Genomic DNA, 21,700 nt, shown 5'->3' with positions numbered 1-21,700 from the left:
CAACTGGGTACAGCCTAGGGACGCTACACCACGGCGCCAAGTCATATGAGGCGGGCTGTGGATAACAGTGACGGAATGCCATTTCTGGTCGGTCATCTTCCACGGAGGCGTTCGGCAAGACCTGAACGCAGTGTCCCGCCCACTAGAATGATTCGTGGTGCTTATCCGTCTGACGCCTGCCGAGTGAAACGCTAGAGGTTGTAACGTCCAGGCTAGCCTCAACTGGGCGCGGCGGAAGAGCCACCTCTCCAGCCCTTAGTACACCGAGGGCAGGCCAAGACATCAAAGGCTTGACCGCTAGCACAAAGCAATGCACGTGCGGGCACTGCCTCCTGTATTCAACCCCCGGAGTATAAGTGCATCAGTCCCAAGTGATCGCCTCACGGCGCCAATCACGCAGAGTCACGTCCAAAGGGCCCTCCGCCAGTCGACGCAGAATTTTCGGAGCGACTGCCGGGTTGCTTGTTCTGGCGGGCTTTATGTGGTTAGGACATCATGGGCTGCTGGACGGTTGGGGACTATTGGCGTTCACAGCACTGCTCGTGATTGCCGTTCCAACTTCAAGGGCTTTGTCATGGCGCATAGTCATCGCTGGTGCTTTCTTTTTCGGTGCAGTTCCTCTGCTTTGGTGGGTTCAACGTCCCGATGCCCTGTACAGCTGGGGCCATGTCTTGGTCGGTGTACTTCTGTCCGGGCTCGTGGTGCGAGTAGTCTCATCTGTCAATCGGAGGGCAGCAGTGATGTCGCTGGTGCCTTCAGCCAGTCGGGCCGACTATTTCATACTGATCGCGGCGATTATGGCCTCCGCGGCGCTAGCGCCCTATCTTTTCGTTTTCACCGGCGAACAGGCCTTGGGAGTACTGCTAACGAGTTGGGACAACTCTTCACATTTCGATATGTACTACATGCTCCGGAACCATGGAACGGTAATCCCCGTAGCCAGCCCTCCAGCCGCCGGCCACGTGTGGAGCTTCATTGAATATCCAGAGGGATTCCATGGCGCCCTTTCCACTATGGCGGAACTCGTGGTGGGACGTGATCCAGGGACTTTGGCGCAGGAGTTAGTGGCCTATAGCCGACTGAGCTCGTTGGTGGCCGTGGCTTCAGCCGTCGTAGTGACCGCAGGAATAACATCGCTCCCTTGGATACAGCGACGCCCGCTGGTGAGTGCACCGTTCATCGTTCTAGTCATTACGGCATGGTCGTTCGGCACGGCTTCCCACGCGACGTTCTCGGCGTTTCAGAACTTCCTGCTAGGCGTGGCGTTGTTGGGCTGTCTAATGTTCATAGCGGCGTTTGCGGACTCTTTGTCCAAGCCGGTAGTTTTCGCCGCTGCCGCTGCCGCAGTGGTGGGAATAGCAAATACCTGGTCCTTGCTACTATTGCTCGCATTGCCTGCAGTAATTCTTGCGATTTTCCCTTTCATCCGTTCGCGCTGGCAAACGACGCGGACGTGCTGGTTGGCAAATCTGGGGACAACCCTGGCGGCACTTGTGGGTCTTTTTCTCGTAGCCCAGCAGATATCCCGCATCGGGACAGGGGACGTTGTGACCGCTCTGGGAAAGATTCAGAGTTCAACGCACGGGGTAGAAATCGCGACCCTCCTCGTTGCGTTAGCATCCTCAATGCTTCTGGTGCACGGAAGTTTCCAGCAGTTTGTTAGTGGGCGAGGAGAACGCCACGCAGCAGCAAGGATGATCTTAGTTCCGACGCTGGGACTCGTTGCCGTTATTTTCTTGGGCTTCTATCAAATTAGCACCACGGGAAGAGTCACCTACTATTCGCTCAAGCTTGCTTTGGCCGTTGAACTGCTCTTGCCCATCGTGGCCTGCATCACAGTAACTGCTCTCGTCGACCGTTGGCTAACCCGTCACAAGTACGTCCACCCACGGGGACTCGCCGTCATGTCGGTCCTGACAGCGCTGGCAGCCACTCAGGTCTTCGGGCTCACCGTACCTGACACCAGACCTTTGGGGATGGATCCGCTGGCACCGTACCAGCAGGGAATGTCAGCAATTGCGGCCCAAGCCAACGCAAACGGTCACGCCGCCGCCGAACTATTGCACGCCGCCGAGTCCTTCAGGCCTGATCAGGGAGATACAGTCTTTATCACAAACTCCGACCAGATGGATCCTCTCTTGGCAGGGACATGGTATCTGTCATTGACTGGAACCCATACAGACAATACGAACAGGCTCGTCGGCGAACTGAGGCCGCTGTATAACGGCTACACCGGGAACCTGGTGCGTACTGTCGAGAACATCCTGGACGCAGATTCGGGAGTGTCGATCGTCCTAGACAGTAATCTGCGTGAATTCTTGGAATCGAATACGATGCCAGAGCCCTTGCTCTCGCGGGTGATCAGCCACAACTAGTGGTCTGTCTCAGTTTTGTTTGATGGTTTCGAGGGCGACGCGGCCGCGGGCTACTTTTTTGAGGATTGAGTCTGCGGTCGCGGTCCAGACCAGGGGTTTGGGTTCCGTGTTGTGGGCGGCGAGGTATTCCTCGATCTTGTTGATCAGGTCCGGGACGGAATGGAATGCCCCGCGGCGCAGGGCCTTCTCTGTCAGTTCCCGGAACCAGCGCTCGACCAGGTTCAGCCACGAAGACGAGGTCGGGGTGAAGTGCAGCTGGAACCGGGGATTTTTCGCCAGCCACGCCTTTACGTCCGGGTGCCTGTGGGTGGCGTAACTGTCCAGGATCAGGTGGACATCCAGGCCCTGCGGGACTTCCTTATTGATGGTCTTCAGGAACACCAGGAATTCTTCGTGGCGGTGCTTGGGCAGGCACGAGCCGATGACTTTCCCTGTCGCCACGTCCAGGGCCGCGAACAAGGTGGTGGTGCCGTTGCGTTTGTAGTCGTGGGTCATCGTTTCCGCCCGACCCTTCGTCATCGCCAGGGTCGGCTGGGTGCGGTCCAAAGCCTGGATGGACGACTTCTCATCTGATGTGAAGTCATCGGTTATGTGAAGTTTGTCGGTGTTTGGGGTGGTGAGCGGCTTGACGGGCGCCGACTTCTTGGCATAACAGGTGGATTCAGATCGCTTGGCGGAGCCAGGCCAGCAGATCCCGCCGGGCGGTCTGGTCGTAGTTGCTTGTTCCGAGTACCTTCGCGGCGGCTGCTTCGATGGCTTGGCGTTTCATTTCCGGGCTGGCTTTGGCGTAGATCTCGGTGGTGATGACGGAGGCGTGGCCGAGTATGTCGCGGATGTAGATCAGATTGACGCCGTTTTCCAGTAGATGCATGGCCTTCGAATGGCGCAGGACATGGGGCGAAACGGTCGTGGGGACGAGTTCGGGACGGTCGGCGTGCGCGGCCTGGGCGCTTTTGGCGAGTATGTAAGCGGCGCCGGCGCGTCCCAGCCGTTGATTGGCTCTGTTGGCAAACACCGGACCGGAGGGGTCTTGAGGCAGTGTGCCGACGTGCTGGGCAAGGATCACGGCGGCCTGTTGTGTCAGTGGAACGACCCTGGTTTTGCGGCCCTTTCCGGTGAGAGTCGCGCTGGCGGGTTTGTCGAGATGAAGATCGGCATATGACAGATCGCAGGCTTCCTGGACTCTGGCCGCGGTGTCGTAAAGGGTCGTCAGCAGCGCCAGGTCGCGCGGTCCGCGACGTTTGGCGTGCTCCAGCAGCAGCCCGATCGCTTCCAGGGGCAGGTAGTCTATGGCGGGCTCGGGAGCTTGGGCGGCTTTGAGGCTGAAGACTTGTTGGGCCTGTGCGATTTGCTCGGGGGCTTCGGTTTGAACGTATCGGAAGAACGATTTCAACGCCGCCAGGCGCTGGTTGGCGGTGGCGGAGGAGCAGCCCCTGTCGGTGCGCAGCCAATCGAGGAAGGCCGCCACGTTCGGCGTGGTGAAGTCTGTGAAGGAGACCCTGTCCGGCGGGATCGCCAACCGGTCTTCCATGAACCGCAGGAACAGCGTGAACGCGTCCCGATAGGCGGAGATGGTGTTCCTGGAACAGTCCCGGGTGACGGGCAGGTGGACGGTGAGGAACCGGGCCAGCATGTCGGCGAAAGGGCGGGCGGCAGCCATCTCACACCTCCTCGTTGGGGAATACGCCCGCGTAGGCGCCTTCCATGACCTGATCGATGCTGCCCCAGGCTGACGGGTCGAGGCGCAGGTAATACTCCGCTGAGACGATGTCGGCGTGTCCCATATAGGTCGCCAGCAAAGGCAGTGCCGCGTAAACGTCCACCCCGGAGGCCTGCATCTTCCCCAGGCAGGCCACCGCATACGAATGCCTCAGGTCATGAGAACGCGGAGCACGACCCGAGGCGGTAGTGACGTCCGCTTGGAGCATCAACCCCTGAATGTGCGCGGTGACCGAGCCCGGGTTGTAGCGCCCGCCTCGTGGGGAGGGGAAGAACCACGCCCCCCGATCTTCGGGGATAAGGCCGACAGCAACCACGTAGCGGCGGGCGTATGCCGCCAAAGACTCGGACATCGGCACCAACCTGGTCCGGTTGTGCTTCGCTTTGTGGACGGTGATGACGGCATCGGCCAGGTCCACGTCGCCGATCCGCAGAGACAGCGTCTCGCCGATCCGCAGCCCGCAGCACCACAGCAAGCGGACAACCATCGCGTAGACCGGCTGGGTTTGCGGTCCGCACCGCGATGCGGGACGAGCGTCGGCGCAGGCGATGATCCGGGCCATCTCGTCAGCCGTAATGATCCGGGGAATGAACGCGCTGGATTGGCGCGGCCGCACTCGGTCCGGCAGCACCCATGCCTCGATTCCCTTCCACCGGAGGAACAAGGCGAACTGACGGACGATACCGCGCCGGCCCGCGATCGACCCAGTGGACTCTCCATCGCCCGGCCGGACGAAGACCTCGACCGCGTCCCTGGTCAGCACCCGCTCGTCTCCGTCTTGCCCGGCGAGGAATCTCGACAGGCGCCTGACGAGGTAGAGGCGGCTTTTCGGATAGACGTAGCCCAGGTTCCTCTTGTACTCGACGAACTCGCTGAACAACTCTGGGAACGCCCCGTCGGGAATGATCTCAACGGCCATTGGGCACCTCCAACGCCAACGGGCGAAGGTCGGCGACGTTGACCCTGAGATATCTGCGAGTGGTGTTCGCATTGGCATGGCCCAGCACAGCGCCGATCACCGGATAAGGTGTCCCAGCCTCGAGCATCCCGACCGCGACAGAATGCCGCAATGAGTGCAGGCCGCGGTGCCTGCCAGCTGTCTCGACCCCAGCACGGTCGAAGCACCCGGCAACCACCTGGTGAAAGTGGTTGCCCGCCGTGGGCGGTTGGTGCGGGGCTCTTTGGCGCACCAGCAGGTGCGGATCCTCGACCTGCCGGCGCTCGTTCTTCCAGTAGTCGATGATCGCCAGCGCGCATTCCTCCGGAAGTGGCAGGTCGAGCCGCTGGCCGCTCTTATGCTGGATCAAGGACAGCCGCCGGTTCGCCCAGTCGATCTGGTCGAACCGCAGTCCCTTGATGTCTCCCGATCGCATCCCCAGCAGCGAGGCGAGCAGCATCACCACCCTGTCCCGCAGCGGTGACTCGGACGCGCTCCCGGCCTCCGCCAAGGCCCCGGCGACCTCGCCCCGCCGGTAGACCGAAGGCAGGACCGCGTCCTTGTCGGTGACGATCACCGGGAACATGGAGCCCAGGGCAGGATCGGCGCCGTGCTGTCGCACCGCGAACCGCAGATACTCGCGCAGGAAATACAGCTGGCCCGCGCGACTGAAGGCGGCCATCGGCGCCAGCGAGCGGACGTAGGCGGACACGTCCAGGACGCTGAGCGCCGCCACCTCCGGCACCCCCAAATCCGCCAGGAACGCCAAGAACCGGCGCAGCATCCCGGTCTTGCCGCGGATGGTCGCCTCGGCCAGCCCGCATCCCGCCAACTGCGCGGCATACACCTCGAACTCCGCCGTGAACACCTCGGGCACCGGGATCTTCCCACGCCCGGCCCGCAACGCAAACCGGCCCGTCTCTGCCACATCGAACAAGCAGCCCACCGCCCGGCGGCAGAACACCTGCCACTGCTCAACGCCATCCGCGCCGGCAGCCACGCAGAACCGAGCAGCGGCCTCCCGATCCGGATGTCGAATCCCGCTTTCGGCGCAGTACTCCCCGAACTGATTCCACACCCGCTGGTAGCTGGCGCGAGAGCCAGGCGAGTAGCCGGCCTGCACCATGAACGCGGCCGCTTGGGCCGTCAACTCGCTAACGTCAGACATCAACGATCAACCTCCTTGATTGAATACCATGACCAATCAAGGAGACCTCGGTTATGCGAAGAAGTCGGCGCCCGTCAAGCCGCTCACCACCTCAAACACCGACAAACTTCACATAACCGATGACTTCACATCAGACGAGTTATGCGAAGCTTCGCATAACTCATCCATGCACAGCACGATCGCCTTCTCCGGCGGGTTCAGATTCAGACCGACAACATCAATGAGTTTTTCCTCGAAACGCGGATCGTTCGAGAGCTTGAAGGTATCCACCCGATGCGGCTTCAAGCCCCGGGCCGCCCAGATCCGCTGCACCTGCGCCGGGGACACGCCGACCCTCGCCGCCATCGTCCGCACCGACCAGTGCGTCTGCCCGTCGGGCCGGGAATTCAGCGTTAGATCAACGATCTCATCGATCGTGGACTGCGGAATGACCGGCTTGCGGCCACGCCCGGCACGCACCTCGCCCAAATGGGACAGGCCCTCTGCCCCGAACCGGGCCCGCCACGACCTCACCGTCCCCGGGCTCGTCCCCGCGACCTTCGCGATCGATTCATTAGCCAACCCCTCCGCGGCCATCAACAAAACCTGCGCCCGCTGCACCTCACGATGCGACGCCGTCTGCGATTTCGACAGCGCCTCCAGCAGAGCACGCTGGGAATCAGAAACCACCAATGCACGAGCTATATTCGCCATGACACGAGCTTAACACTCAAAGCATCAACTATTTTGGAGACACACCACTGGGCAGTGTCTTCACGGACTGTGCGTGGAGTCCGAGGTGTGGGAGTCGGTGGCGCATACAACGGTGCTGAGCAAATCAGAAGTCCAACATTGAACTCGCGGGCGAGTGCAAACGGGCGACGTGTCTCTGCTTCAGCAAATCATGAGATGGGTCTGTCTATTGCTGGTAGCCCATCGGGTTTGCGTCTTGCCAGCGCCAATGGTCCTGACACATCTGTCGGAGATCGCGGCGCGCCGACCAGCCCAAGTCGGCCAAGGCAGCCGATGGGTCCGCATAGCTGACGGCTGAGTCTCCGGGCCGACGGTCCGCAAACTCGTATGGAATAGTCCGGCTTGCCGCCGCTCCGAAGGCCTCGATAACCTCCAGCACTGATGATCCCCGGCCGGTACCGAGGTTCCAGCGGAAAACCCCCGTCTTTTCAGCCAGGTAGTCGAGTGCGGCGAGGTGCCCGGTAGCAAGGTCCATCACATGAATGTAGTCGCGCACGCCTGTTCCGTCCGGCGTCGGGTAATCGTTCCCAAACACCTTCACTTTGTCCCGGCGGCCTATGGCAACCTGCGCCACGAATGGAAGCAAGTTGTTGGGTATGCCTTGGGGATCTTCGCCGATTAGGCCCGACTCGTGTGCCCCAACAGGATTAAAATAGCGAAGCAGCGCGATGCTCCATCGCGGATCGGCAGCCCCGAGATCCGAAAGTATGTCTTCAATCTGCTCTTTAGTGCGGCCGTAGGGATTTGTGGCATTGAGCGGGGATTTCTCGACTAGCGGGACCTCTTCAGAGTCACCATAGACGGTTGCGGACGAGCTGAAGACCAGACGACGAACTCCGAAGGCTTCCATGCTGTGCAACAAGTTAAGGGTGCCTACTACGTTGTTCTGGTAGTACATAAGCGGCTTGGCAACTGATTCCCCGACCGCTTTCAGCCCTGCGAAGTGAATGACTGAGTCAAAGCCACCTTCTGCAAGGACACGGTTTATGGCACTTACATCAAGCAAATCGAGTTCGCGGAAATCGACGCGCTTCCCGGTGATCCGCTCGACCCTGCTCAGCGACTCAGGGCTCGAATTCATCAGATTATCGACCACTACGACCTCGTGGCCCTCCCCAAGGAGACAGAGCGTTGTGTGCGATCCGATGTAGCCGGCACCGCCGGTGACCAATATCTTCATAGAATCCAGTCTAGGGGGCGTTGCATACGGCCACACGCGGGTCCAATGTGGACTAAGAGTGGCGAAACCCGCGAACAAAGGAAGCGACCGGCGGCCGAAGGCCAGGCCCCGAACGCTCGTCCGCAATCCTCGGACCGTGCCCGACGTTAGGATATTCAGCATGACAAACCCCGAGCCAGGCCTTTCCCCCGATCCTCAGCCTGCGCGCACCGACGCTTTGAATGTGGGGGTCTCCATGCTCACGCTCGTCCCCGGAGGGATGGGCGGCAGTGAGACTTATGCCCGTGAGTTGACACGCCAGCTCGGCGCTTCGAGCACTGTCAACGCGACGTGCTACGTCAATGAATCTGCGCGAGGATTCTGCGACAAGACGGACGAGGTGGTGGTTCCGGGGCTAAACGGTGGTGCGTCAACCCTCTCGCGACTGGCTACCTTGGCGAGAGGGATAGTGAATCGGAAGACTATTTTGCGCATGATGCGCCCGATGGATGTATTCCACGTGCCGTTCACGGTTCCCCTGCCTAGGCCACCGAGGGGAACGCCCTTCGTTCAGACGCTGCTGGATGTCCAGCATCTCGACCTCCCGGAGCTCTTCGGAACACTCGACAAGCTTTATCGCAAGGTCTTCTATGAGAAAGCGGCGCGCGAAGCCGACGCAATTGTGACGATCAGTGACTTCGCGAAGGAAAGCATCGTCAACCACTTGGGGATCGCGGCCGAGAAGATCTTCACCGCCCATCTCGGCGTCAACGCCGAAGAATTTACCCCGAATTTCGGCCCCCGCAAAAATTTCATTATGTATCCGGCGAGGGGGTGGAAGCACAAGAATCACACCAACCTCTTCGAAGCCATGAAGCTTCTTGAAACCTCGAACCCTGAGCTGCGACTCGTCCTCACGGGTGGAGCGCTGGACACGCTTTCGGATATTCCCGAGAACGTGGAAGTTCGCGGTCTGGTCCCGTTGGCGGAGCTCAGGGAGCTCTACCGAGACGCTGCATGCATGGTCTTCCCGAGCCTCTATGAGGGCTTCGGGCTTCCCCCACTGGAGGCCATGGCGTCCGGCTGTCCAGTGGCGAGTTCGACGGCGGGTTCGTTGCCTGAGATAGTCGGTGACGCCGCCGTGCTGTTTGATCCGGAAGACCCGACGGCCATTGCGTCTGCAATCCGGACCGCAATCGCCAGGAGCGAAGAGCTCCAGGAACTCGGACTGGCTCAAGTCCGCAAATTCACCTGGGAGCACTGCGCCAAAGTCCACGAGCAGGCATACCGCTACGCGCTCGATCAAAGATCGGGAGCCAAGACTTCTGCCTGAGTCATCCGTCGATGACGCCCCAATGATCAATCCTCCAGCCATATATAGTGGCTTTAGCCCAGCAAACAGAACCAAAGGACCTTTTCCCATGCCCCGTGCGCTAATCACCGGAATCACTGGCCAGGATGGCCTTTACCTCGCCGAGCTTCTTGTCTCGAAGGGCTACGAAGTTTTCGGCCTCATCCGAGGACAGAACAACCCGAAGCATGACCTGGTCCGTCAGACTGTGCCCGGCGTCAAGCTGCTCACCGGCGACCTCACCGATGTCTCCTCGCTAGTGCGAGTGCTCGGCGTTGCCCAGCCGGACGAGGTCTACAACCTCGGGGCAATTTCCTTCGTGGCTTACTCCTGGGAGAACGCGTCACTGACCACTGACGTCACCGGCAAGGGCGTCCTGAATATGCTCGAGGCAACCCGCCTGTATGCCGGGGACGACATCTCCAGGGTGCGCTTCTACCAGGCGTCCTCGTCCGAGATGTTCGGAAAGGTTCAGCAGGTGCCCCAGACCGAGGAAACCCTCCTTTGGCCCCGTTCCCCCTACGGCGTAGCCAAGGTCTTCGGCCACTACATGACAATCAACTACCGCGAGTCCTACGGCATGCACGCATCAAGCGGCATCCTCTTCAACCACGAGTCACCACGCCGAGGTCCGGAATTTGTCACCCGCAAGGTTTCCATGGCGGTCGCACGGATCAAGCTCGGACTCCAGGACGAAATCGTCCTTGGCAACCTGGACGCCAAGCGCGACTGGGGCTTCGCAGGGGACTACGTGGAAGCCATGTGGCTGATGCTGCAGCAGCCCGAAGCTGACGACTACGTCATCTCTACCGGTGCAACGCACTCCATCGAAGAACTCCTCCAGGCTGCCTTTGACGCCGCGGGCCTGGACAACTGGCGGAAGTATGTCCGGCAGGACCCCAAGTTCATGCGCCCCGCCGAAGTCGATCTGCTGATCGGTGACGCGTCCAAGGCCCAGGAAAAGCTCGGTTGGAAGCCGAAGGTCTCCTTCAACGAACTCGTCAAGATGATGGTTGAGAACGACATTGCCGAGCAGTCTGCCTTGATGCGGTGAACCCGCTCAGCGAGGCGGGGCCTGCTCCCGTCGGCACCGCCTTCCTTACCGGGGTAACGGGCCAGGACGGGTCCTACCTGGCCGAATCCCTGCTCTCCCGCGGCTGGGAAGTCCATGGCCTCGTCCGCCATGCGCTGCAGCCGGGAGCGCATGAGGGGGAAACAACCGTGGACGGGGTGGAGTACCACCTCGGCGATCTTTCCCGCCCGGACGATGTGGGCTCCATTCTCGAATCGGTCAAACCTGACCTGGTCTTCAACCTCGGCGGCATCAGTTCGGTGTACCAGTCGTGGCAGCACCCCTACGACACGGCGCTGATCTCAGGTGCCTCGGTCGTCTCAATGCTGGAAACCATCTGGCAGCTACAGCAGGCCACCGGCAAAGAAATCCGCTTTCTCCAGGCTTCGAGTGCCGAGCTGTTCGGTGAGGCGGAGTCGGCGCCGCAGAGCGAGTCCACCCCAATCAGGCCCATCTCCCCCTACGGCGCCGCGAAGGCGCTGGCGCATCACGCCGTCAGCGTCTACCGGAGCCGCGGGATGTTTGCTTCCTCTGCGATTCTCTACAACCACGAGTCGGTGCGGCGGCCGGCAAAATTTGTCACGCGCAAGATCACGTCGGGAGCCGCTGCCATCGCGGCGGGCAAGCTGGACAAGCTTTCGCTGGGAAACCTGAACGCTATCCGGGACTGGGGCTGGGCTCCGGACTTCGTCGACGCCATGGACAGGATTATCCACGCTGCCGAGCCCGACGACTTTGTGGTCGCAACCGGCGTCTCGCACTCCGTCCAGGACTTCGTGGAGGCGGCCTTCAAAGCTGTCGGCATTGACGACTGGCCCGCGGTGGTGGACGTTGACGAATCCTTGGCTCGTCCTTCCGACGCGACAGAGATGAGGGGCGACATCTCCAAGATTTCGTCCCGGCTGGGTTGGCGTCCGTCCGTGGATTTCGATGCCCTGGTTACGGCTATGGTTCGGCACGACCAAGCACTTCTCGCAGACAAATAGGCTCCCACTAAGCTCACATTGGTAACAACTAGCACTCTGGTTACACCCGTAACATTGGTGCTACATTGGCCGGGTCATGAAGATGATCTGGAAACGGCTCAGCTGTCCCCACCGTCCGAAATGACAAACCACTAGGTTTCTAATTTCGCGATGCGTGGGGATCTGCGCGTTGCCGGCCGGAGCAGAACATGAGTCTCAGCAAAGTCACAAGCGCCCGTGCGGGCGCAACCACCTCCTTCGGCGGACGGGTACTGGCCGCGGCCCTTCTGACCTCAGCCCTGGTGTGCAGTTCCTTCGTGCCGGCCTTGCCGGCATCTGCCGACGAACAAGTCCTGCCGGCGCCGTCGTCGACTCCGGTTCAAACGACTGGCGCCATACCGGCGCCCGGCTCCCCTGCGGCGCCGACTACGGCCACTGCGACGGAAAGTCCGACGGCGCCCGCACCGGCCACGTCGTCGGGCGAAGCAACAGCGCCCAGCCCGGCTCCGAACGCCACCGAGTCCGTTCCGCCGGGATCAACAGTTGACGCAAAGATGCTGGCCCAACTCAAAGCCGCACAGGGGGCCCATGGCGCGCACATGGGCCAAGGGCTGCAGCAAAAGCTCGGGATCAGGGCAGCCACCGAATCAGCCGGGGCTTCGACACAGGCCACATACATGCCGCCCGGCATCCAGGGGCTCGACGTCAGTAGCCACCAGGGAGCGGTGAATTGGCAGGAACAGCGAAACATGGGCGGGCTGTTCGCCTACGTGAAAGCGTCAGAAGCCCTCAGTTATCTGAATCCCTACTTTTCCAGTCAGTACAACGGCTCCCGCAGCGTCGGCATGATCCGGGGCGCTTACCACTTCGCGATCCCTAATGTTTCTTCCGGCGCCGCGCAGGCGAATTACTTCGCGTCCAACGGCGGTGCCTGGAGCGGCGACGGAGGCACCCTCCCTCCCCTGCTGGATATCGAATACAACCCATACCCAGAACTGGGCAACACCTGCTACAACATGTCCCAGAGCCAGATGGTCCAATGGATCGCAGACTTCTCCAACACGATGTACACACGGACAGGACGCTATCCCGCGATCTACACCACCACCGACTGGTGGACACAGTGCACGGGTAACAGCCCGGCGTTCCGAAACCAGCCGCTCCACATCGCGTCATACCGAACCGTCTCACCGGGCGTGCTGCCGGCCGGTTGGACCAAATACGACATCTGGCAGTACAGCAGCCGGGGACCTTTCGTGGGCGACTCGAACGTGTTCAATGGAAGCTACGCCGAACTCCAGGCGCTCGCAACAGGCTTCGACCCTGTCCTCAACAAGTACAACTCTTTGGGCGGCGCTTCCAGCCGGCTGGGGGCCCAGACGCTCCCACTGTACTGCGGCTTGCCATCCGGTGGATGCTACAGGCAGTATGCTGGCGGCCAGATTATCTGGCACTCCAACACCGGCGCCAAGGCCGTATACTTCAGCTCCATCGGCGGTACATGGCGCGAGTGGGGCGGCGTCGGCGGCCGCCTCGGATACCCTACGTCTGACGAAGCCTGCTCTGCCTCCGCCTGCTCACAGGATTTCCAAGGCGGCAGCATCTACTGGTCCACGTCCACCCCCGCAGTGGCCGTATTTAGTGGCGGTATTGGCGCTAGGTGGAGCGTGATGGGCGGAACGTCCGGCGTCCTCGGCTATCCAACGGGCAGTGAGACGTGTTCGACTACTGCATGCAGTCAGATGTTCCAAGGAGGCGAGATTCTTTGGACTGCAGCATCTGGCCCCTGGGCAGTGGTCCCCGGAAAGGTGGCAAACGCATGGGAAGCCTTGGGCGCCGAAAACGGTAGACTCGCCTATCCCATGGAAAACCAAACGTGTACAAGTTCTCAGTGCACGCAAGGATTCCAGGGCGGCATCATGGTATGGACCTTGGACACAAATGCCTTCCCTGTATGGCGGACACTCATCGGCGCCAAGTGGCAGTCCCAAGGATCATTATCAGGACGGCTCGGCGCGCCACTTGCCGCCGAATCATGCCAAGGCTTGACCTGTAGGCAGTCATTCGCGGGAGGCGAAATCTTCTGGACGCCGGAGTCCGGAGCATGGGTCATCACGAACGGCGAGATATATGAGAAATGGAAAATTCTTCAGGCAGACAATGGACGCTTCGGCACTCCGGCTGGCGATACCCAGTTCTGTGGGAGTGTGGAATGCTTCCAGGACTTCGCGGGGGGCCGGATCCTCAACGATCCAGCGACGACGGCTTCGGCGTTCGGAGTAATCAAGGGAACCGGAATTGGGTCGCTTTGGTACGGTATGGGTGGCCAAGACACCCGACTCAGCTATCCTTCCTCGGACGAAACATGCGCCGGAAATACATGCAAGCAGGGCTTTCGAGGTGGAACGATCTACTGGACGGCGGACTCGGGACAGTGGGCCGTTTACAACGGCGCTATCGGCGGCCTCTGGCGCACGCTCGGAGCCGAGAATGCTCGCTTGGGCTTCCCCGTTAGCAACGAGACCTGCCTCGTCAGCACCTGCCGCCAGAGTTTCGCGGGAGGCGACATCCTGTGGTCCCCCACAACCGGTACTGCAGCGGTGTTCTCCGGTGGCATCGGATCCTTGTGGCGCTCACTCGGGTCCGAATCGGGCCGGCTCGGTTTCCCTACGACGACGGAAACTTGTGCCGCAACCTCATGCACGCAGTCGTTCGCAGGCGGCGAGATTCTGTGGGCATCCGGCGTGGGCATGGGAGCTGTCTACAACAGCGGCATTGGCGGCGTATGGCGGAGCAACGGGGCCCAGCAAGGCTTCTTCGGATTCCCCACCAGCACCGAAACCTGCGCCGGGGATGGTTGCGTACAGTACTTCAGGGGTGGTTCGATAAAGTGGAGTGCGGCGGCGGGCTACACAATTACCCGCTACTGAGTTCCCGCTCCACGGCACCAGACTATGGGCCCCGTGCGGCTACACCGACGGAACAGCAGTGCGGCGAGACAGTGCCACTGTGTGGATGGCAACGCCCAGCAACGGGCCTATTAGCAGGGACGCAACGGCCCGGAAGTCCGCCTCCAGCGGCAGCAGGAGGACCAGCAACGTAAGGGCGCCTGCGCTCACCCAGCCGACAGAAGATACTCGGTGCCGGTTAAGGGCTACACACATACCGCCGGTGAGGGTGAGCAGCGCCAGCACTGCGGCGGCAGCGGTCAGCCCAGCCAGGATCCACGGCGCTACGTGGTAGTCCGGGCCGAACAGCAGGACCATTAGCCGGGGCCCCAGGAAGTACGCCGCCACGGCGCCCACAAGCGCGACGCCGGTAATTGCGAGGGCGATCGGCCGGAGTGCCGTAAGGCCGCGGTCGCGGTGCCGGACGAAATGGGCGATGGCGACGCTCTGGAAGGTTCCCAGCGGAACCATCAGCGGTGCCCTGGTCAGGAGTATGGCAAGCAGCAGAGGAGCCGACGCGAGGTACACGTCAGCCGGTGTCGTGATCCGATACAAGATCGGGAATCCGACAACGAGTGACGCGCTGGCGGCCGTCGAGATGCTGGCGTGGCCCACTTTCCGTGCAAAGTCGCTGACGGGAACGGCCAACGGCATCCTGAACGCGGACCGCAGCTCGGGGCTGAAGACGGCTACCAGCCCCCAGGCGAGGGCGCCGGCAGCTGCCGCTGCTGCCAGCCCGGCAGTGGAACCCGCCAGCAAACCGACGATGAGGACAAGGACCAGCCGGAACGAGGACTCGGAAGCGACGAGGGCTGAGAAATTGCCCCAGAGGTGCCGGCCGCTGAGGACGCCCGCCAACGCGGCGTGGACGGAGAAGGCCACGCAGGCACCGGCGAGGACGAAAACCAGCACCACCCAGTGGGGGCCCAGCACTGCGCGGCCCCATAGCAGTGACGTCATCACCAATACGAGGGCGACCCCGGCGGCAATGCCGAAGACCACTGCGAACAGAGGCACCGTTCGGGGCTGCTCCGTGCCGCCGCGGGGCTTGCCGGCAGGGTCCGTGCCCAACGCGGTCACGTACCTAATGATCTCCGTTTGAAGGCCGCCGAGAATACCGAACAACAGGAAGAGCGCTGACCAAAAAGCCAGGAACTCGGCGTTATCTGCCTTGTTCAGTACCCGCGGCACAAACCAGATGACCAGGTACCCGGCTGCAGCAGAAGCAATCGACGCCAATCCCACAGAAGCCGCCTGGCGTGCAGCAATAGTCGACTTCCCCGGCGCCCTGCCTTCAGTGTGCGTCATCCGTTAAGAACCGGGGCTGCGGGGGTCAATGGCCGGATAACTTGGGAGGTCATGGCAACATATTAGTGTCGGATACGGACGGGCACTCAATTGAAGCCGCCGCCCCGGCACCCGTGAACGAGCTCAGTTGAGCTACGACAACCCGTGGAAGTTGGAAAATGCCGCTCGATATTTTTGTACCGTACTGGGGCGATCCTTCGCTGCTCAAGGAAACAGTCGCGAGCGTCTTTGCACAAACCAACGGGGACTGGATACTCACGGTCATCGACGATTGCTACCCCGACCCCTCCGTGAAGGAGTACTTCGCGACGATCGATGATGAACGGGTCTCCTACCAGCGGAACGAATCCAACAAGGGCATCACGGAGAACTACCGCACATGTGTTTCCGAGGCCACGCAGGACCTCATGGTGATCCTCGGCTGCGACGATGTGCTCCTGCCGAACTACGTGGACGTCGTCCTGCAGGCCCACCGCGATTTTCCGGACGCTTCCGTGATCCAGCCCGGCGTCCAGGTCATTGATGAAACCGGGCGGATTGTCAGGTCCCTTGCCGATTCCGTTAAGCGGAAGTTCGTCGGACCCAAAACCAACGCCACAACCGTTCTGGCCGGGGAATCCCTCGCCGTCAGTCTCTTGGGCGGCAACTGGCTGTACTGGCCTTCCCTCGCCTTCCGGACGGATGCAATCCGCAAGGTCAGCTTCCGCGACGGCCTCCCCATCGTCCAGGATCTGGCGCTGGTCATGGACATCGTCCTGCAGGGCGGATCGCTGGTTCACGTCCCCACGCTGGCGTTCTCCTACCGCCGCCACTCCGCAAGTGCCTCGGCTGCGACGCTGACCGACGGAACGCGTTTCGCAGGGGACCGGGAGTACGCCCGCATTGCCGAGGACCTTTGCCGGGCGAAGGGCTGGAAGAAGGCCGCGATGGCAGCCCGTGTGCGCTGGACATCGCGCCTGCACGCCATCACCCTCATGCCGGGAGCCCTGCTCTCCCGCAATCCGAAAGCGGTCAAAGCAGCATTCGGGCACGCGTTCGGTCACTGAGCCGCGCCAGTCCTATGAGAAACTGGACCTTGCAGATGTCCGCCCCAGAAAGGCCTCACTAGTGACCCCCTCAACGTCATCAACAACGTCCACTGCCAAACGGGGTACTGTCCTCGTGACGGGAGGCGCCGGGTTTATCGGATGCGCCATTTCCCCGGCCCTGGTGGCGGGGTTCGACCGAGTGGTAGCTGTGGACAGCCTGCACCCGCAGATCCACGCCAGCCAGTCTCGGCCGGAGGAACTCGATCCCGCCGTCGAGCTGATAGTTCGTGACATCACTGAGGCTCAGACCTGGGACGAGGTGCTCGCTGGTGTCACGCCCGACGTCGTGATTCACCTTGCCGCCGAGACCGGAACCGGACAGTCGCTGGAGGAATCCACACGACATGCTATCGCCAACGTGGTGGGCACCACGCAGATGCTGGATGGCCTGAACCGCAGCGGTAAGCTGCCGCGCCGCATCGTCCTGACGAGCAGCCGCGCTGTATATGGAGAAGGTGCCTGGAAGTCGGACGCAGACGGAGCCCTGTTCTATCCCGGCCAGCGATCAAACGAAATCCTGTCACGCTCACAGTGGGATTTCCCCACGGCCCAGCCCGTGGCGATGTCTGCTTCGGTCGTTGCCCCGGCTCCGGTCAGCGTGTACGGCTCCACGAAGCTCGCCCAGGAGAACATCCTGGAGTCGTGGGCCAAGTCGTACGGGGTCGAAGCCGCCGTGCTGCGCCTCCAGAACGTTTACGGTCCAGGCCAGTCCCTTATCAACCCGTACACCGGGATCATGTCCCTCTTCTGCCGGATGGCAAAAGCCGGCAAGTCCATCCCGCTTTACGAGGACGGCGAGGTGCGCCGCGACTTCGTGCTGATCGACGACGTCGCCGCAGCTGTGGTTGCAGCCGCTGTCGCTGACGAGGCACATGATGGTGCCCTCGATATCGGCTCGGGTGAATTCCAGACCATCCGCACGGCCGCTGAGATCATCAGCCGCCACTACGGCGCACCGGAGCCGCACGTCACGGGCCAGTTCCGCCAGGGCGACGTCCGGCATGCGTGGGCTGATGTGGAGCCGGCCAAGGCCGCGCTGCCGTGGGAACCCCGCTACGACCTGGAGGCCGGCATTGCACGTCTGGCTGAATGGATCGACGGGCGCCTACCAGCAGAGGCTGAGCTTTAGCCGTAGAGCCCCACCCCCAAGGACCTTGCTTCTAGAATTACAAGGGTCTTTGGGGGTGTCACTCTTCAGCTTCACTTCTTGACCAAATGGTCCCCGATGGGGGCGGACCTGTTGTCGGAGTCCAAGGACCTCGGCTCTTGCCAAGCCTCCCGAGACACCTGCCCCCGGTAACCGTCGCCAAATGAGTCGTTGCGGAGTGTCCACGGCAGCGCGGAGGCTTTCAAAGTCGAGCAGCAAGAGTAAGCCCTGTATCCGGACGCCGAACTTGACACTCCTGACCACAAGACATCCTGCGCATGTACAATGTCCTCCCGGATTTCGTGTGCCACGGGACTGTCGGCGGGGACTGCCCGTTACCTTTTTCGAAGCCCCAGTTCTGTTGCAGGATGAGGGGTCTGCTGGCCTGCTGGCCCCGGCATGATTGACGACCCCAGTCGTTCATGACCCGGGGCGTTGTCACCGGGGTCCGGTAGTGGCCCGAGAGGCGGCTAATGGAGGCGGGACAGTTTAGGATCGTCGCGTGTAACGTGGATGCCGGGGTCTGACACCGCGGACAGTCCAGCAGAAGTATCAGCTGCTATGACTGGGAGGTACAGGTGATCGGAAATCACGAAATCACTGATCTCTGCATCGGCCTGGACGTTGGCAAAGCGAGCACGACGCCGTGCCGTGGACCGGGCAGAGAAGAAGCTTTCAACAAATGCCTTGCCCAACGTCGAGCTCAGGCTGCGCGAGATCTTTGACTCTTTGAATAAGCACGGCACCATCCTGCTCGTGGTTGACCAGCCAGCCACCATCGGTACACCCCCCGTCGCGGTCGCCTAAGCTGCCGGTGTCACGTCGGATACCTGCCCGGTCTGGCGATGCGCCGAATCGCGGACCTGCACCCTTGCGAAGCGAAAATCGATGTCCAGGACGCGTCCATCATCGCCGAACGCGCCGGGCCATGCCGCACACGCTGCGATCCATCCACATCGCTGACGAACAACTCGCTGAACCGACCGTGCTCTGCGGCTTCGACAACGACCTGGCCAAACACGTCACTGCGACGTCGAACCGGACCCGAGGCCTACTGACCCAGATCCACCCGGCACTGGAGCGGGTCCTTGGCCCGCGCCTGGACCATCCGGCTGTGCTGGATCTGCTGCCGTGTGTGTGACCTGGCCGATCCCCGAATCCCTCCTGCAAGCCGGCCGGCGTCGGATCGGGAACCGGCTGACAAAGCTCGCGCCCAAGGATAGGTGAACGCCTTTGACGGCGAGATCATCGTCGCTCTGGACCAGCAAACAGTGACCGTGGTCGGAACCAACGCTATGCCCATCGTGCCAACCCAGCTCGCCCGGATGCCCGCGGACATCCGCGAATCGCGGGACACGATGGTTGGACCATTAGGACATCTACACGCTCGTTCCTTACCGGCTGCGTACCCCAACGCCTGTATTCGGGCACAAGTCGCTGATCGATGCACTCCCTAACGCTCGATTGCCTGCACCCACTGGGTCTAAGAGAATTTAATCATCTAGTCAAGCCTCAGGAAAAGACGCAAAAATGGCGCCAGGTGAGTCGAAGCCGGCTCGCTAATGTGATTCACGTCAGCGTACGTTCCAACGGATCCGATGAATGCCGGGCACTTACCTTCTACGCAGAACAAGCCCGATATCGGAACGAACAGTGCCTTTTCTCCGGCAGATGCCGTCGCCGACCGCAGGACTTCTGTTTGGCGCGAATAGTCGGCGGAAAGGGTGGTGATGCAATCCGAAGGCTTACTGAAGCGGGTAATGCACTGGCTAGGCTCGACGCGCGCTGAGGGCGGCGCCTCAAGCATTACGTATTTGGACGTGTGGTGAACCATGAAGTTCGCGGTGTCGGCCACCTCTCGGTGCCACTCCGCGTCAGCTTCCGTGCCGGTCTTTTTGTTCGCCAGCTGAGCATCATTTCGCAAAAATGACGAGACGACCATCGTCGGCGTTTTGCTGCTGATCTCGTCCTGAACCCAGTTCTTGAAGCGTTTGCACTCCTCTGTGGACCCATCCACGCCGGCCGTGTTGACGATGGTAGGCGTGCAACCCCCAACTGTATAGACGTAGACGACCCAATCCTCGCGCTGCAGCGCAGCTCGGATGCCTGGCACGAAGCTCATAGTGGTGGAGTCGCCGTAAATAACCATCGAGTTCTTGGCCATAGCGTTGCCGTAGACACAGCTCTTTGCATTCTCTATTACATCGTCCAAGCGTCGCTGTGGGACGATTGTTCCGCCAAGGCACCCGTCCTTGATCCACTCCGAAGGCTTGGCGTTAGCGCCATCCGGTCCCATTTCTGCAGCATTGGGGCGAAGCTCCGGCCACGCATCGGCGCGAAGCGCCGTCTGGAGCGATTCGTGCCTGTCGTCGACACTTTCGTCGCGGTCCCCACCTGACGCTGAGGCCGCGTTCGAGAGGGTCTTGGCGGGGCTGAGTACCGCAAAAGCGACTGCTGGCGGAACTATCACAAAGCAGCTCAGCAGCGCGAGGACTAGCAAAGAATTTCGGCGGCCTTGCGGCTGGCGGAAATCACCCCACCGGGTGGGACTCGATACTGCTTTGGAGAGTTTGATCCGACGTAGAGGGTCCTCTACGTACTTGAAGGACAGCGCCGCAAGGACGCAGAAGATCACGATGGACAACAGCAGGTGCCGTTTCGAGCCGGCAGGCAGTATGACCCCCAGGAGCACAATGACGGGGAAGTGCCACAAGTACAGCGAATACGAGATCTTCCCCAGATATTGTGATACCGGGTTGGTCAGGACCCATGCAGTGCGGTTATGCCTATCCGGTGCCTGCTCCCCCGCGACAAGTATCAGCATCGTCGAAACGACAGGAAGAGTTGCGTATGGAGCCGGAAAGGGTGTCCCGGGGCCGATCACGAAAAGGGAGATTCCGATGCCAGCGAGGCCGGCGTACAGCAAAACGGCTCGTAACCATTGAGTGAGGTTCCTGAAGTATGCGGCCCCAGCAGCCAGGGCCGCTCCGACCGCCAGTTCCCAGGCCCGCGCGAATGTCGAGAAGTACGCCACTGTCGGGTGGCTCGCAGTCTCGTACATGCCAAATGCGAAGGAAAGGACGGCGACGAGAACGATCGCGGCCAACAGTAGGAGCCGCTTTCCCCGTGCGTTCATTCCGAGTCTTAGTGCCAGACCAAGAGCTGCCATGAGCACCCACGGCCAGAAAACGTAGAACTGCTCTTCCACAGCCAACGACCAGAAGTGCTGAAGCGGGGAGACGGATGCACCAGCTTGCATGTAATCCGTGCCCAGTAGCGCGAAGCGCCAGTTCGCAGAAAACAGCAGCGCCCAGAACGCATCTGCCGCGATGGCAGCGGCCTGTCCCGAATAAAACAGAACATATGACGCGGTAACTGTCATGGAGAGAACTACAGCTGCGGCTGGCAGTATCCGTTTGGCGCGTCGTATATAGAAGCCCCGGAAATCAACCTTGCCCTTGCTCTGCACCTCCCGAATCAAAATGCCAGAAATCAAATACCCGGAGATGACGAAGAAGATATCCACACCAATGAACCCGCCCGTGGGCCAATGGATCAAGTGATCCATAATCACCACGCCGACTGCGATAGCCCGCAGGCCCTCGATGTCCAGTCTCCGGCCTTTAGCGGTGGCCTTCTTTGAGGGAGGAGCAGCCTGCGTGGTTTGCGTTGGAAAGACGACACTGGCGATGCCGCTCATGCGGCGTGCCCCCGAGGCGCAGCCAATGTC

The 21,700-nt window shown here is 61.3% G+C and carries 14 protein-coding genes and 3 pseudogenes; 9 read left to right on the top strand and 8 right to left on the bottom strand.

What is annotated here, in order from left to right; genetic code table 11:
* Positions 1-458: 458 nt before the first annotated feature.
* Positions 459-2,375: a hypothetical protein gene (locus tag MUN23_RS16935; protein WP_248759922.1), complete on the top strand. Its 1,917-nt coding sequence runs from the start codon at positions 459-461 to the stop codon at positions 2,373-2,375.
* 9 nt (positions 2,376-2,384) lie between these two features.
* On the opposite strand, the pseudogene MUN23_RS16930 reads toward MUN23_RS16935, so the two are convergent.
* The 6 genes and pseudogenes from MUN23_RS16930 to galE form a co-directional block, all read right to left on the bottom strand.
* Positions 2,385-2,948, bottom strand: a pseudogene (locus MUN23_RS16930) (IS630 family transposase); the annotation flags it as partial.
* An 88-nt stretch (positions 2,949-3,036) separates the two neighbouring features.
* A complete protein-coding gene (locus MUN23_RS16925) occupies positions 3,037-4,035 on the bottom strand; it encodes a tyrosine-type recombinase/integrase (protein ID WP_248759920.1) in 999 nt (332 codons plus the stop codon).
* Between the two features lies 1 nt (position 4,036).
* Positions 4,037-5,014, bottom strand: coding sequence for a tyrosine-type recombinase/integrase (locus MUN23_RS16920; protein WP_248759918.1), 978 nt, complete (start codon positions 5,012-5,014; stop codon positions 4,037-4,039).
* Entirely contained in the window at positions 5,004-6,200 is a 1,197-nt protein-coding gene (locus MUN23_RS16915; RefSeq protein ID WP_248759916.1) for a tyrosine-type recombinase/integrase, read from the bottom strand. The genes MUN23_RS16920 and MUN23_RS16915 overlap by 11 nt, the downstream gene beginning before the upstream one ends.
* Positions 6,201-6,359: 159 nt before the next feature.
* A pseudogene (locus tag MUN23_RS16910) lies at positions 6,360-6,893 on the bottom strand (IS630 family transposase); the annotation flags it as partial.
* 205 nt (positions 6,894-7,098) lie between these two features.
* Entirely contained in the window at positions 7,099-8,112 is a 1,014-nt protein-coding gene (gene galE / locus MUN23_RS16905; protein ID WP_248759914.1) for a UDP-glucose 4-epimerase GalE, read from the bottom strand.
* 160 nt (positions 8,113-8,272) lie between these two features.
* Between galE and MUN23_RS16900 the strand changes: the two genes are divergently transcribed.
* From MUN23_RS16900 to MUN23_RS16880, 5 genes are all read left to right on the top strand, one after another.
* A complete protein-coding gene (locus tag MUN23_RS16900) occupies positions 8,273-9,424 on the top strand; it encodes a glycosyltransferase family 1 protein (RefSeq protein ID WP_248759912.1) in 1,152 nt (383 codons plus the stop codon).
* Positions 9,425-9,512: 88 nt separating this feature from the next.
* Positions 9,513-10,496, top strand: a complete 984-nt coding sequence (locus MUN23_RS16895) for a GDP-mannose 4,6-dehydratase (protein ID WP_248759910.1) — start codon at positions 9,513-9,515, stop codon at positions 10,494-10,496.
* Positions 10,493-11,500 (top strand): GDP-mannose 4,6-dehydratase, encoded by a 1,008-nt coding sequence (locus MUN23_RS16890; protein ID WP_248759908.1) that lies wholly within the window; start codon positions 10,493-10,495, stop codon positions 11,498-11,500. The genes MUN23_RS16895 and MUN23_RS16890 overlap by 4 nt, the downstream gene beginning before the upstream one ends.
* 283 nt (positions 11,501-11,783) lie before the next feature.
* The gene (locus MUN23_RS16885) at positions 11,784-12,026 is read left to right on the top strand and encodes a hypothetical protein (RefSeq protein ID WP_248759907.1); all 243 of its coding nucleotides are present in this window, start codon (positions 11,784-11,786) and stop codon (positions 12,024-12,026) included.
* A gap of 130 nt (positions 12,027-12,156) precedes the next feature.
* A complete protein-coding gene (locus tag MUN23_RS16880; RefSeq protein WP_248759905.1) occupies positions 12,157-14,409 on the top strand; it encodes a GH25 family lysozyme in 2,253 nt (750 codons plus the stop codon).
* Positions 14,410-14,448: 39 nt separating this feature from the next.
* Here the strand turns inward: MUN23_RS16880 and MUN23_RS16875 are convergent, their stop codons facing one another.
* Positions 14,449-15,735: a hypothetical protein gene (locus MUN23_RS16875; RefSeq protein ID WP_248759903.1), complete on the bottom strand. Its 1,287-nt coding sequence runs from the start codon at positions 15,733-15,735 to the stop codon at positions 14,449-14,451.
* A 158-nt stretch (positions 15,736-15,893) separates the two neighbouring features.
* Here MUN23_RS16875 and MUN23_RS16870 point away from each other — a divergent pair, with 158 nt between their 5' ends.
* The 3 genes and pseudogenes from MUN23_RS16870 to MUN23_RS16860 all read left to right on the top strand — a co-directional run.
* Positions 15,894-16,781, top strand: a complete 888-nt coding sequence (locus MUN23_RS16870; RefSeq protein WP_248759901.1) for a glycosyltransferase — start codon at positions 15,894-15,896, stop codon at positions 16,779-16,781.
* Between the two features lie 61 nt (positions 16,782-16,842).
* The gene (locus MUN23_RS16865; protein WP_248759899.1) at positions 16,843-17,952 is read left to right on the top strand and encodes an NAD(P)-dependent oxidoreductase; all 1,110 of its coding nucleotides are present in this window, start codon (positions 16,843-16,845) and stop codon (positions 17,950-17,952) included.
* Positions 17,953-18,483: 531 nt separating this feature from the next.
* Positions 18,484-19,331: pseudogene (locus MUN23_RS16860) on the top strand (transposase); the annotation flags it as partial.
* Between the two features lie 140 nt (positions 19,332-19,471).
* On the opposite strand, the gene MUN23_RS16855 reads toward MUN23_RS16860, so the two are convergent.
* On the bottom strand, positions 19,472-21,670 hold the full coding sequence (locus tag MUN23_RS16855; RefSeq protein ID WP_248759898.1) for an acyltransferase family protein: 2,199 nt from the start codon (positions 21,668-21,670) through the stop codon (positions 19,472-19,474).
* Positions 21,671-21,700: the final 30 nt, after the last annotated feature.

It is taken from the genome of Pseudarthrobacter sp. SSS035 (genome assembly GCF_023273875.1).
Lineage (GTDB): Bacteria > Actinomycetota > Actinomycetes > Actinomycetales > Micrococcaceae > Arthrobacter.
The sequence above is the reverse complement of the archived record's forward strand: the minus strand, read 5'-3'. Positions and strand labels throughout refer to the sequence as shown.

What these genes read in the sequence shown, in the direction of transcription:
- MUN23_RS16870 (WP_248759901.1), top strand. Translation starts at nt 15,894, where the DNA reads ATGCCGCTCGATATTTTTGTACCGTACTGGGGCGATCCTTCGCTGCTC.
- MUN23_RS16920 (WP_248759918.1), bottom strand. Translation starts at nt 5,014, where the DNA reads ATGGCCGTTGAGATCATTCCCGACGGGGCGTTCCCAGAGTTGTTCAGC.
- MUN23_RS16855 (WP_248759898.1), bottom strand. Translation starts at nt 21,670, where the DNA reads ATGAGCGGCATCGCCAGTGTCGTCTTTCCAACGCAAACCACGCAGGCT.
- galE (WP_248759914.1), bottom strand. Translation starts at nt 8,112, where the DNA reads ATGAAGATATTGGTCACCGGCGGTGCCGGCTACATCGGATCGCACACA.
- MUN23_RS16880 (WP_248759905.1), top strand. Translation starts at nt 12,157, where the DNA reads ATGCCGCCCGGCATCCAGGGGCTCGACGTCAGTAGCCACCAGGGAGCG.
- MUN23_RS16895 (WP_248759910.1), top strand. Translation starts at nt 9,513, where the DNA reads ATGCCCCGTGCGCTAATCACCGGAATCACTGGCCAGGATGGCCTTTAC.
- MUN23_RS16915 (WP_248759916.1), bottom strand. Translation starts at nt 6,200, where the DNA reads ATGTCTGACGTTAGCGAGTTGACGGCCCAAGCGGCCGCGTTCATGGTG.
- MUN23_RS16900 (WP_248759912.1), top strand. Translation starts at nt 8,273, where the DNA reads ATGACAAACCCCGAGCCAGGCCTTTCCCCCGATCCTCAGCCTGCGCGC.
- MUN23_RS16925 (WP_248759920.1), bottom strand. Translation starts at nt 4,035, where the DNA reads ATGGCTGCCGCCCGCCCTTTCGCCGACATGCTGGCCCGGTTCCTCACC.
- MUN23_RS16875 (WP_248759903.1), bottom strand. Translation starts at nt 15,735, where the DNA reads ATGACGCACACTGAAGGCAGGGCGCCGGGGAAGTCGACTATTGCTGCA.